The organism is Cedecea neteri NBRC 105707 = ATCC 33855 (genome assembly GCF_001571265.1).
GTDB lineage: Bacteria > Pseudomonadota > Gammaproteobacteria > Enterobacterales > Enterobacteriaceae > Cedecea > Cedecea neteri.
The window spans coordinates 70,656-82,674 of the sequence record NZ_BCTL01000037.1; the positions used below are offsets into that span (position 1 = coordinate 70,656).

The window sequence follows — 12,019 nt, forward strand, 5'->3', positions numbered from 1 at the left end:
TGAGTTAACGCTGTTATTCAACTTTGCAGGGCAACAGGTTCACCTTTATGAGCATTACTGAACCTCTTTTTCAACCAGAACTGTGACAGACATTGCGAATGTACGGCCTGTCGCAGCGGCTAACCCGCCTTACGAGGTAAAAAGTACTTCACCTGGAACTCGAACACGTTGGTGTAGAGGATCGAGTAATCAATCGGGCTGTGGCTCGCGTCAACGGACTGGGTTTCCATGCGGATAATGGGGTCGCGGGTGCTGATATGCAGCATTTTCGCAATTTCGGTCGACGGCAGAATCGGCTGGAACGACTCGTAGCAGCCGTGAATTTTGACCCCGCATTCGTCTTCGATGTAAGAAAATTTCGATCGCTTCATGTGATTCACCGTCAGATCGGGAAAACGGTTTACCGACAGCCAGGTCTCTTCCAGCTGCATCGGCACATTGTCGATATGGCGCAACCTTTTGGCGTAATACACCGGCTCTCCGATGGCCAGCTGCAGGCGGCTCGCAATCTCTTCCGACGCCTGCCGTAGCTCAAATCTCAGCACCTGGCTGGACGGTTTTTTCCCTTCGCTTCTGGCAATCTCAGTGAAACTGTCCAGATGCGTAACCGAAGCCTGAAAATGTTTATTTCGCACATAGGTGCCGGACCCGTGCCTGCGCTCAATCAGTGCCTCATCCTCCAGAACTTTCAATGCCTTACGCAAGGTATTACGTGACACATTATAGAATTCAGCCAGCTCTTTCTCCGAAGGAAGGATGTCACCGATATGATAGGTTGGGCCGCTGATCCTGCTTTTTAGTAAGTTAACAACATCTTTGTACACCACTTTTGAACCTCCTTAATTCATTAAAAAACAGTCAATTACCCTTCCATTCCTATTAAAAGCACAATACACGTTCATTTTTACTTTGTTTTTTGCACCACTCGGCGGTGACTAACTGTGATCGAAATGGCAGATGAAGGCATTGATATTCATTAAGTTAGCCGCTGGTTGATTATCTACAAAGCGTTAAGGGTAAAAATGAAGAATATATTATTAGTTTGTGCAGCCGGGATGTCTACCAGCATGCTGGTTAAAAGAATGCAAGATCACGCTGCTGCGGGAAATATTTCGGTCAATATTAACGCACTGGCGATTGCTGAGGCGAAAGAAAGAATTAAAAGAAATGAAGCGGATGTTGTTCTACTGGGCCCTCAGGTTCGCTTCCAAAAAAGTGAAATAGAGGAAATTGCCCAGGGGAAAATTCCTGTGGCGGTGATCGACATGAAGTATTACGGGCAAATGGACGGAAAATCAGTTCTTGATTCAGCATTGAATTTACTTGGCGACCAATAATCCTTTCCAGCCGAAATAATAACCCGATGGGTAATTGATTTGGTTTATCGTCACGTAGCTCAATACCGAAAAGGTATTTCGCCGATAAACTTAAGTCACCATTCAATATCTCTCTAATGATAAAGGGCGCATCATGAGTATAATGAATGCCTTTGAGCGCGGTATGGAAAAGCTCCTTGTTCCTATCGCGATTAAATTAAATTCTCAGATACACGTCTCGGCCATCCGCGATGCTTTTATTTTGTCATTCCCTATCGTCATGGCCAGTTCGCTGATCGTGCTGATTAACTTTGCCATTCTTTCACCGGATGGTTTTATTGCTTCATTACTGCATCTTGGCGTGTTATTCCCTAATTTAGCCGAAGCCCAAAACATATTCTCGCCGGTCATGAATGGCTCGGTGAATATTATGTCGATCATGATTGCTTTCCTGGTCGCCCGTAATATCGCCATCAGCTATCAGCAGGATGACCTGCTGTGCGGTCTGACCGCTATCGGCGCGTTCTTTGTGGTCTATACCCCGTATCAAATGATGGGCGGACAGTCGTATCTGACGACGCAATATCTGGGGCCGCAGGGGCTATTTGTGGCGGTGATTGTCGCCCTGATTACCGGGGAAATTTTCTGCCGCCTGGCGCGCAACCCGAAAATTACCATCACCATGCCGGACGCCGTACCACCGGCGGTTGCCCGTTCCTTTAAAGTACTGATTCCTATCTTCTTCGTGATGATTTTCTTCTCGGTGCTGAACTACTGCCTGACGAAAATCTCCCCGAATGGCCTGAATGAACTGATTTATACCCTGATTCAGGCGCCGCTGAAAAACATGGGCACCAATATCGTCGCGGTGCTGGTGCTTGGCGTGGTGACTAACTTCCTGTGGGTGCTGGGCATTCACGGGCCGAACACCACGGCGGCAATTCGCGAGACTATTTTCTCCGAAGCTAACCTCGAAAACCTCTCTTTTGCCGCTTCCAACGGCACCACGTGGGGCGCGCCATACCCTATAACCTGGGGAAGCATCAACGACGCCTTTGCCAACTACGGCGGCTCGGGGATGACGCTCGGCCTGCTGCTGGCCATTTTCATTGCCTCCCGCCGCGCCGACTACCGCGACCTGGCAAAAATGGCCTTCGTGCCGGGCCTGTTTAACATCAACGAACCGGTGATTTTCGGCCTGCCAATCGTACTGAACCCGATTCTGATCATTCCATTCATTATGGTGCCTTTCGTGAACTCTCTGGTGGGCTACACCTTTGTAACGCTGGAGATTATTCCGCCGATTGCCTACGCCGTACCGTGGACAACACCGGGGCCACTCATCGCCTTCTTCGGCACTGGGGGGAACTGGATGGCGTTGATTGTCGGGCTGCTGTGTCTGGCCATCTCCACATTAATTTATTTACCGTTCGTAATTGCCGCCAATAAGGTAAATGCAGCACAGGCGGCGCAGTAATAAATAAACCGATGATAGCAGTTTAATTTTCACCCGCCTCCGACCATTCAGGCCGGAGGCAAATAATAATTATACTTCTGGGACATTCTATGAATTCAAGTTTATTGAAGGTTAGCTTATTGTCTTCATCCATCCTTCTGGCGTTATCCTCAACCGGCGTAATGGCGGCAAAATTAACGGTTGAGCAGCGTCTGGAATTGCTTGAAAGACAATTATCAGAGAACAAATCAGAATTAAATAAAACGCAGAAAGAGTTAGCCGTATATAAAGACAAGGTCGCTCAGCTGCAGCCAGCCGGCAACAACGTTCAGTCTGGAACAACGCAGGTCAATCAGACCGTCTATTCTCCGGTCGCCGACAACATCGAGAATGAAAATAATCATCTCGACACAAAATCACCGCCAACGCCGGTTAAAGGCACGCAGAAAGTGGCCGTTGTAAATAATGAAGGTGGCAAAACCAGCGTACAAAATGTCACCCTGAAAGACATCAGCAAATACATTAAAGACGATATTGGCTTTAGCTACGAAGGTTACTTCCGCTCCGGCTGGGCAGCGGCCAACCGCGGTTCGGCCCAAACCTACGCCGCCGGGTCGCTTGGGCGTTTCGGGAACGAAATGAGCGGCTGGTTCGACTTAACGCTGAACCAGCGCGTCTACAACCAGGACGGCAAAACCGCCAACGCCATCGTGACCTACGACGGTAACGTCGGGGAGCAGTATAACGACGCCTGGTTTGGCGATAATAACGGCAACGAAAATATCATGCAGTTCAGCGATATTTTCCTGACCACCAGAGGCTTCCTGCCGTTTGCACCGGAAGCCGACTTCTGGGTCGGGAAACACAAGCTGCCTGAGTACGAAATCCAGATGCTCGACTGGAAATCATTAACCACCCAGGTTGCGGCAGCCGTCGGTATTCAAAACTGGAACCTGGGTGTCGGGCAGCTTGACGCCTCCCTTAGCCGTAATGACGTTGACGTTTATTCCCGCGACTTCAGCCACACCACGCAGATGAACACCAACTCGGTTGACCTGCGCTACCGCAACATTCCGCTGTGGGAAAAAGGCTCGCTGTCTCTGATGGGCAAATATGCCTTTGCCAATAAAACCGACGACCAGAAAGACAACGAAAATAACGGCTCCTTCTTTAAGCTGAAGGATACCTGGATGGCGACGGCCATTGTGCGCCAGGATCTGCCGCGTGACACCTTCAACGAGTTCACCCTGCAGGTGGCCAATAACTCTTATGCCAGCAGCTTCGCGAACTTCTCGGGGGCCAGCAACTCAATGGCACCGGGCCGTTATTACTACGGCGACCAGACTGACGGCGTGGCCTGGCGTCTGATTTCCCAGGGCGAAATGTATCTCGCAGACAGAATTATCATGGCCAACGCGCTGGTTTACTCCCAGGGTAGCGATGTCTACAGCTATGAGAGCGGCGCCCACAGCGACTTCAGCAGCATTCGGGCCGTGATTCGCCCGGCGTGGATTTGGGATACCTGGAACCAGACCGGCCTGGAGCTGAGCTGGTTTACCCAGAAAAACAAAACCGAGCAGGGCGTGAACCTGAAAGAGTCGGGTTATAAAACCACGCTCTATCATGCTCTGAAGGTTGGCCCAAGCCTGCTCGGCTCGCGTCCTGAGATTCGTTTCTACGGCACGTACCTGAATATCCTGGATAACGAGCTGTCTAACTTCCGCTTTAACGAGAACAGCAAAAACGAGTTCATGGCAGGCGTTCAGGCTGAAGTGTGGTGGTAATCCTCTTTTGCTAAGTGCATAAAAAAACCCGTCTTCCAGACGGGTTTTTCTTTTTCTGTCAGCTTGCGCCCGCGCAGCTGTCCGGCACGTTGTTCAGCCCTTCCGCTCCGTGGGTAAAAGATTTAAATCGCTTTTGATCGTCCAGTTTGATGATGTACAGCGAATCAAAATCGCTGCCCGGCCACTTCGGCACCACGGCCGGGTCGCCACCGGTTTCCTTCACCAGCTTTTGCGCCGCTATCACCAGGTTTTTATGCTCCCACGAGACAAAAGTCAGGCGACCGCTGCTTTGGGTTTTCAATAAATCATCCGCCAGTTCGTCCGTCTGCTCGGCGTGGTAGTGCAGGTCTATAGCCTGAGAAAGGCGGATAGCGGTCGGCGTGATGGTCGTTAAAGGGCGCAGCGAGCTGCCTGTTTTGTTCTCTTTCGGCGCAGAGGCGTAGATGGCATCCGGTTTCCCGTACTGGCTTAACAGAACCGACGGCAGCTGCAATGCACGGTTCAGCCCTTTGCAGGTGAGCTGCCCGCTATTATTAGCCGGTTTCTCGCCGTGGCGCAGGAACACTATCGTGCTATCGGCCTTCGCTATCATCGGGGTCAACAAGGCACTGCTCAGCAACACAACAAGCGCTTTCTTGATCATGCTTTTCTCGTTTTTATCAGGGGATGAAGCTTCTACTATAGAGAAAAAATCGAGAGAAAAAACAAAACATTGGTAAGCAGAAATCATCCCTACCGAGCCAACTTCACCGATTAACAACCGCCCGCCGTTTTGCTATTCTGACGCCCGTTAACGTGATGATATATTCTACAAAAACCTGTAAAAACAATTAATAAGGAACAGCCGTGAGCACCCAGAGCGAGATGTTTAATAAAGAGATTGCGTGGTCTACCCGCCACATGGTTCGCACCCTTAAGCAGGTTCAGGCGCTGCCGGACTTAAGCCACGTCCGTATCGCCTGCAATATGCATCTCGACCTGAAAATGATCCCGCTGGTTGAAGGCCTGCTGAAGAAAAACGCCAAAGTCTTCCTCACCACCTGCAACCCAACCACCGTGCAGGATGACGTTGTCGCTTACCTGGTCGCCGCCGGAGCGGAAGCCTGCGCATGGCGCAATATGAGCGACGCCGACTGGCGCAACTCGTGGGAAAAAGCGATCGCCTGGCGCCCGACCCATCTGTGCGAAATGGGCGCGGACATCACCACGCTGCTGCATCAACGCGGCGAATTTGGCGACGTGGTTGCCTGCCTGGAAGCCACCGGTTCCGGCGTCAACCGCCTCGCGGATCTGCGCCCCGGCTATCCGATTTTTAACTGGGACGATCTGCCGGTAAAAGAAGGGCTGCATAACCGCCATATGGTTGGCCTCACCGCCTGGCAAACTTTCTTCCAGACCACTCACCTCACCCTGCACGAAAAGAAAGTGCTGGTGATTGGCTATGGCCTCGTAGGCCAGGGCGTTGCCGCCGCCGCCAAAGCCTACGGTGGCCAGGTGATGGTTGCTGAATTAGATCCGGCCCGTCGCCTGCAGGCCGCCTATGATGGCTGGCATGTAGTTGATATTCATGACGTGATTGCCACCACCGACGTGGTCGCCACCGCAACCGGCGCGAAAAAAGTCGTCAGCGCAGCGGTACTGGATAAAGCCAAGGATGGCGTGTTCGTGCTGAACGTCGGCCACGTTGCCGAAGAGATCGACTGCGGCTACCTGCAGCAATATCCGACCGAAGAAGTGATGCCGTTTATCAACGCGTATCAGCTTAACGGCAAAACGCTTTACCTGATGGCGAACGGCTCGATGCTGAATCTGACCGCAGGCTTCGGCGACAGCCTTAACGCCTTCGACGTGACGCTGGCCGTAATGGCGAGCGGCATCAGGCACATCGTGACCGACGGCCAGCACGCTGAAAAAGCGGTTTATTTACTGCCACAGTCCGTGTGGGAAAAAGCGCTGTAAGCTGTACTCCCCCCCTTATCAAGTCAGGCCTTTACGGAGTGCCTGACTTTTTTTTCGTTTTCGTCGAATAAAATCTCCACCCCGATTGTTTACTCCTTACCAGAACCTGAGGAAGAGACAATCATGAGCTACCTGACCACCGAAACCCGGCTACCCCGCAAGCGCTACGACGCCTTTAGCATGGCCCTGCACTGGGTCACCGCTTTCTGCGTGATATTCCTGTTCGCCAGCGCACATATATGGGAAGTCCTTGAGCGCGGCACTCCGCTGCGCAAAGGTCTGCAATCGCTACACATTTCATTTGGCATCCTGCTTGGTGCGGTGATTTTAGTCCGGCTGCTCTGGCGCATCAGCGCCGCTTTCTCTCCCTCCAGAAAGCTGGAAAAAGTACCGATGCCGGGTGCGTTTCGCATCGCTGCCCACGCCACGCACGGCGTGCTCTACATCCTGTTGCTGACGCAGGCCACGCTTGGCTTCCTGTTCCGCTGGGCGCAGGGCGAGCCTTTCTGGTTCTTCAACCTTTTTGAGGTCCCGGACGTGTTCAACATCGATCCCACGCTGCGCCATACCCTGGCAATGCTGCACAACAACGTGGCCTGGGCGCTGATCCTGCTGGCCGGTGCGCACGCCGCCGCCGCTCTCCTTCACCATTATGTTCTGCGTGACGGCACGCTGCGCCGCATGCTCCCCGCCTGTAAAGGCAACTCTCGCTAACCTAAAGGACGACACCATGAACATGCCTTCAAGCCGTAAACTGCTGCCTTTGCTGTGCCTGGTTGCCAGCGGGCTTTTCTACTCCGCCGCCGCCAGCGCCATGGGCGACGATGATTCTAAAACGCCGGACTGCCCAAAAGGCCAGGTGTACGACAGCAAAACCAAAACCTGCTCGGTGGAAAAAAGTAGCATGCTGAGCGACGGCGATAAGACGCAGTACGCTTATCATCTGGCAAAATCTGGCCGTTACCAGGAAGCGTTAAACCTGCTGGATACCCTGCAGCAGCCCAACACGCGTGAAGCCTGGAACTACCGCGGCTACGCCACAAGAAAACTGGGGCGCACCGACGAAGGGATCGGCTATTATCAGCGTTCTATCGCCCTGGATCCGCACTACGCCAAAGTGCGTGAATACCTTGGCGAAGCCTGGATGATTAAAGGGCGCCCGGACCTGGCGAAGGCCCAGTTAGCCACCATTAAAACGCTCTGCGGAACCGGCTGCGAGGAGTATCGCGATTTGAAAGCCGCCATTGACGGGCACCCGGAGTCCTAAGCTTGAGGACGTAAAAATCACCGTCAACGAAGTTCGTTTACAGCTGGCACAGCACCTTGCCCGCCTCTGGCGTTACGGCATGGTGCTGTCCCGCAATCGCGATGTGGCTGAAGATTTGGTTCAGTCCACCTGCGTGCGCGCTCTGGAGCGCTGCAGTCAATTTCAGTCCGGCACCCGCATCGACCGCTGGCTGTTTGCGATTTTGTACTCTATCTGGATCAATGAAATTCGCGCCCTGCGAGTTCGCCAGGGCCAGGGCTTTGTCGACAGCGACGAGTTGAGCCAGCTTGCGGACAGCGAAAGCACCGAAGATAAACATCAGTACCACGCGCTGCTGCTGCAGGTCAGCGAGCTTCCCGAAGCGCAGCGCAATACCGTGTTTTTAGTTTATGTCGAAGGTTTCACCTATCAGGAAGCGGCCGACACGCTGGCCATTCCCATTGGCACCGTGATGAGCCGCCTGGCCGCCGCGCGCCTGACGCTGGCCAAACACCTGATGCCGACGATGAAGAAGGAGCTCAAATGACACGTCAATCCTTCTCCGCTCCGTGGAGCGATGAGGCTATCGTGGCCTGGCTGGACGGTGAAATGCGCGATGACGAACGCCGCGCCTTTGACCAACAGCTTAATGACGATCCCACTCTGGCCGCTCGCGTTGAACAGCTAATGCAAAGCAACCAGCCCTGGGAACAGGCTTTTGCACCTCTACTGGAGGAAGCGCCGGTCAACCGCATGGAGGAAAAGCTGAATGTCCTGCTTCATCAGCCGGTGAACGTGAAGCCGCAGGCGAAAGGCATCAGCCGCCGCAGCCTGATAGCCGCTTCACTGAGTTTTCTCGCCGTCGGCGTGCTGGCCGGGCGCTTTATTCGCCCAGGTGAACAAAAGCTCAGCGGCGAGCCGGAAATTCGCGACCTGATTGCGCAGTACATGTCGCTCTACAGCGCCGAAACGCTGGCCGACATCAACGTCACGCCCCAAGGTCTGCAAAGCGGCCTGAACCGTATGCAGCAGGATATCGGTCTGACGCTCACTCAGGCGGCCGTTGAGATCCCGGAAGCCGAGCTAAAAAGCGTGAGAATGCTGCGCTACGACAGCACCTCCATCGCGCAGATGGCTTATCTGCACGCCAGCTTCGGACCGATGGCGCTGTGCATTTCCCGCAGCAAAACGAGCGACAGTACAGCGCTGAAGCACGAAGTCCGCCGTGGCCTCAACCTGGTCTGGTGGCGCAGTAAAGGGTATGAATATGTGCTGATAGGCCGCAACCCGCAGCAGGATTTACAGCAAAGCGGGGAGCGGCTCCAGCGGCAGGTAGTTTGAATTAGGACCCGGTTAACGCCCAGGCTCGTTCAGCGGCCAGGATTCGAATAAATAACCGTCGAAGTTAATATCATCGACGTCGGACAGCTCCAGCAGCCGGTTTTTGACGTTTTCCAGATGCTGCCACATGGCGTGTTTCGCGGCTTTGGCATCTTTCTTAATCAGCGCGGCGAGGATTTGTTTATGATCGGCAAGCCACTCTTGCCGATAAAGGTTGTTCTCCAGATGGCTGTGCAGCTGGATCCACATCGGGTTATTTTCACGCCACTGCCAGGATTGTTTGAACAACTCCACCAGCATGCTGTTGTGGGTGGCCTCGGCCACGGCAAGGTGGAACTGCCTGTCGCCGCTTTCGTTCCCGCCGGAAACCAGCTCCTGCTCTTGTATCTGCAAGGCCTGTCGCATTTTCAGGATATCTTCCCGGGTCGCCTGCTGGGCGGCGAACTCCGCGATATTGCTTTCCAGCAGTTGGCGAGCCTGCAGTAGCTCGAACGGCCCAGCATCGTTGCACTGGCTCGCTGGCGCATTTACCGTCTGATGGGGCATCGCAACGACAAAAATACCCGCACCACGGCGGACTTCCACCAGCCCTTCAATCTCCAGCATGATCAGCGCTTCGCGCACCACGGTGCGGCTAACCGACAACAACGCGGCGATTTCCCGTTCCGGCGGGAGCCTGTCTCCCAGGGCATATTGCTGGCGAGCAATCATGTCGCGCAGCATCACGCCAACTTCCTGATAAGGCCGCTGCGGCTGCGCGGAAGGTTTGTCCTGGATTTGCGGTTTCATCTTTACTCACTGCAGGTAGGGAATGAGCCGGACTATAGCATAACTGGTTGACCCATTCCCTGGCCCGGCGAGCGCTATTTACCAAAGAACGCGCGCTGGATGGCCATCTCAACGCCGCGCACTTCAGCCAGCCCTTTCAGGCGGCCAATCGCTGAATAGCCTGGATTCACCTTTTTCTTCAGGTCGTCCAGCATTTGATGGCCATGATCCGGGCGCATTGGAATCAGTTCACTTTGCCCTGCTTCTTTACGGCGCTGCTCTTCTTCCACGATGGCTTTCACCACTTCATACATGTCCACATCGCCATAAAGGTGAGCGGCTTCATGGAAGGTTTTAGGATTGTCTTCCCGCAGCGTTGAGCGCAGGTGCGTGAAGTAGATACGCGGCCCAAAGCGTTTAATCATGCCGACCAGGTCGTTATCGGCCCGCACGCCGTAAGAGCCGGTGCACATAGTAAAGCCATTCGCCGGGCTATTAACCGCGTCCACCATCCACTGCATATCTTCCACGGTTGAAACAATGCGCGGCAGGCCAAGAATAGGTCGCGGAGGATCGTCCGGGTGAACCGCCATTTTGATGCCGACCTGCTCAGCAACGGGGATAATGGCCTCAAGGAAGTAGGCAAAGTTTTCGCGCAGCTTCGCTTTGTCGATATCTTTGTAGGTGTCCAGTTGGGCGCGGAACTGGTCGAGCGTATAGCCCTCTTCTGCGCCAGGGAGGCCAGCGATGATGTTGCGGGTCAGCCGTGCTTTTTCATCCTCGCGCATTTCAGCGAAGCGTCGGTTTGCCTGCTCGATTTCTTCCGCGCTGTAGTCCGCTTCTGCCCCTTTGCGCTTCAAAATATGCAGCTCAAAAGCGGCGAATTCGATTTGGTCAAAGCGCAGCGCTTTGGAGCCGTCCGGCAGCGGGTATTCGAGATCGGTGCGCGTCCAGTCCAGTACCGGCATAAAGTTGTAGCACACGGTGTAGATACCGCATTCAGCCAGGTTGCGCAGGCTCTGGCGGTAATTCTCTATCCATAAATCATATTGCCCGCGATGGGTTTTGATCTCTTCGTGGATAGGCACGCTTTCCACCACCGACCAGACCAGCCCGGCAGCCTCCACCACGGCTTTACGTTTTAGGATCTCTTCCACCGGCCAGACTTCGCCGTTCGGAATGTGGTGCAGCGCGGTAACGATGCCCGTCGCCCCCGCCTGCCGGGCGTCGGCCAGAGTGACCGGATCGTTTGGACCATACCAGCGCCAGGTTTGTTTCATGATATCCCCTTACAACTCAAATTGGTTGACCAGTAGCTATTTTTGATTGAGCGCCTGAATTTATGCGCCAGATGGCATCTAAATTCAGCCAATTTGAGCGGTGTGTCAATCTTCACGCGACAATTGGTTAACCAAAATCACAATTTAACACACAGCATTGCGAGGGAAAGGGCAAAAGCTATAGGACATCTCTAAACGGCAGGCACAAAAAAACCCGCCATAGCGGGTTTCTTTCACTTCTGAAACGTCAGGCTGAATTACAGCGCAACAACGTTAGCAGCGGCTGGGCCTTTAGCGCCGTTCTCGATAGAGAACTCAACTTTCTGGCCTTCGTCGAGAGTTTTGAAGCTATCGCTCTGGATTGCAGAGAAGTGTACGAATACATCTTTGCTGCCATCGGTAGGAGAGATGAAGCCGAAACCTTTCTCAGCGTTGAACCATTTTACCAAACCAGTCATTTTGTTAGACATAGATATTACCTTTTCATTTTCTTGAGCCACTAAACGCGGCGAACATGGTCTGTTCAGCAGAGTTGGACTTATTCGGGCACTTAGGAGGAGACTCGAGAAGAAGGGATATCTAAGATAGCGCTTGAACTGAGGACTGCTTTACTAAAACTGCTTTCATAAGGTCTGTGTTCCAAACCGGGAGCTAATCTCTCACGTCCGCCGTGATTTAGCAAGGGTTAAGGATAAATAAAAAAAATTCTCATTTAAGGGAGCGTGAAGCTGTTGGCTGCTCACACAAGTTATCTATAAAGAGATCGCCTTAAGCTCCGTTCACCCGTATATCTGTTTCCCCTACACGTTCAGAGACAGTGAACGTGTCAGGTGGCATTACGCCATGCCCCCTGACGCCCCCCGGCGCCC

13 protein-coding genes are annotated in these 12,019 nt (G+C 53.4%); 8 read left to right on the plus strand and 5 right to left on the minus strand.

Going from position 1 to position 12,019, the window contains the following annotated elements; genetic code table 11:
- Window positions 1-119: 119 nt before the first annotated feature.
- Entirely contained in the window at window positions 120-827 is a 708-nt protein-coding gene (locus tag CNE01S_RS16225) for a GntR family transcriptional regulator (RefSeq protein WP_061277335.1), read from the minus strand.
- 195 nt (window positions 828-1,022) lie between these two features.
- Between CNE01S_RS16225 and CNE01S_RS16230 the strand changes: the two genes are divergently transcribed.
- The 3 genes from CNE01S_RS16230 to CNE01S_RS16240 all read left to right on the plus strand — a co-directional run bounded on the left by CNE01S_RS16230 (window position 1,023) and on the right by CNE01S_RS16240 (window position 4,556).
- On the plus strand, window positions 1,023-1,337 hold the full coding sequence (locus tag CNE01S_RS16230; protein WP_061277336.1) for a PTS sugar transporter subunit IIB: 315 nt from the start codon (window positions 1,023-1,025) through the stop codon (window positions 1,335-1,337).
- Between the two features lie 133 nt (window positions 1,338-1,470).
- Window positions 1,471-2,793: a PTS sugar transporter subunit IIC gene (locus CNE01S_RS16235; protein WP_061277337.1), complete on the plus strand. Its 1,323-nt coding sequence runs from the start codon at window positions 1,471-1,473 to the stop codon at window positions 2,791-2,793.
- An 89-nt stretch (window positions 2,794-2,882) separates the two neighbouring features.
- The gene (locus CNE01S_RS16240) at window positions 2,883-4,556 is read left to right on the plus strand and encodes a carbohydrate porin (RefSeq protein WP_061277338.1); all 1,674 of its coding nucleotides are present in this window, start codon (window positions 2,883-2,885) and stop codon (window positions 4,554-4,556) included.
- A 58-nt stretch (window positions 4,557-4,614) separates the two neighbouring features.
- Here CNE01S_RS16240 and CNE01S_RS16245 read toward each other — a convergent pair whose 3' ends face one another.
- Complete coding sequence (locus tag CNE01S_RS16245) at window positions 4,615-5,199, minus strand: histidine phosphatase family protein (protein ID WP_061277339.1); 585 nt, start codon at window positions 5,197-5,199, stop codon at window positions 4,615-4,617.
- A 221-nt stretch (window positions 5,200-5,420) separates the two neighbouring features.
- Between CNE01S_RS16245 and CNE01S_RS16250 the strand changes: the two genes are divergently transcribed.
- The 5 genes from CNE01S_RS16250 (at window position 5,421) to CNE01S_RS16270 (ending at window position 9,102) form a co-directional block, all read left to right on the plus strand.
- Window positions 5,421-6,515 (plus strand): adenosylhomocysteinase, encoded by a 1,095-nt coding sequence (locus CNE01S_RS16250; protein ID WP_061277349.1) that lies wholly within the window; start codon window positions 5,421-5,423, stop codon window positions 6,513-6,515.
- Between the two features lie 123 nt (window positions 6,516-6,638).
- Complete coding sequence (locus CNE01S_RS16255) at window positions 6,639-7,229, plus strand: cytochrome b (protein WP_174522185.1); 591 nt, start codon at window positions 6,639-6,641, stop codon at window positions 7,227-7,229.
- A gap of 100 nt (window positions 7,230-7,329) precedes the next feature.
- On the plus strand, window positions 7,330-7,782 hold the full coding sequence (locus CNE01S_RS16260; protein ID WP_425430214.1) for a tetratricopeptide repeat protein: 453 nt from the start codon (window positions 7,330-7,332) through the stop codon (window positions 7,780-7,782).
- Complete coding sequence (locus CNE01S_RS16265; RefSeq protein WP_061277341.1) at window positions 7,760-8,308, plus strand: RNA polymerase sigma factor; 549 nt, start codon at window positions 7,760-7,762, stop codon at window positions 8,306-8,308. The genes CNE01S_RS16260 and CNE01S_RS16265 overlap by 23 nt, the downstream gene beginning before the upstream one ends.
- A complete protein-coding gene (locus CNE01S_RS16270) occupies window positions 8,305-9,102 on the plus strand; it encodes an anti-sigma factor family protein (RefSeq protein ID WP_061277342.1) in 798 nt (265 codons plus the stop codon). Before CNE01S_RS16265 ends, CNE01S_RS16270 begins: the two co-directional genes overlap by 4 nt.
- A 12-nt stretch (window positions 9,103-9,114) precedes the next feature.
- Here CNE01S_RS16270 and uxuR read toward each other — a convergent pair whose 3' ends face one another.
- The 3 genes from uxuR to cspE form a co-directional block, all read right to left on the minus strand.
- Window positions 9,115-9,891: a Uxu operon transcriptional regulator gene (uxuR, locus tag CNE01S_RS16275; protein ID WP_061277343.1), complete on the minus strand. Its 777-nt coding sequence runs from the start codon at window positions 9,889-9,891 to the stop codon at window positions 9,115-9,117.
- A gap of 74 nt (window positions 9,892-9,965) precedes the next feature.
- Window positions 9,966-11,150 (minus strand): mannonate dehydratase, encoded by a 1,185-nt coding sequence (uxuA, locus tag CNE01S_RS16280; protein WP_061277344.1) that lies wholly within the window; start codon window positions 11,148-11,150, stop codon window positions 9,966-9,968.
- A 257-nt stretch (window positions 11,151-11,407) separates the two neighbouring features.
- The gene (gene cspE / locus CNE01S_RS16285; protein WP_008459989.1) at window positions 11,408-11,620 is read right to left on the minus strand and encodes a transcription antiterminator/RNA stability regulator CspE; all 213 of its coding nucleotides are present in this window, start codon (window positions 11,618-11,620) and stop codon (window positions 11,408-11,410) included.
- Window positions 11,621-12,019 lie beyond the last annotated feature (399 nt).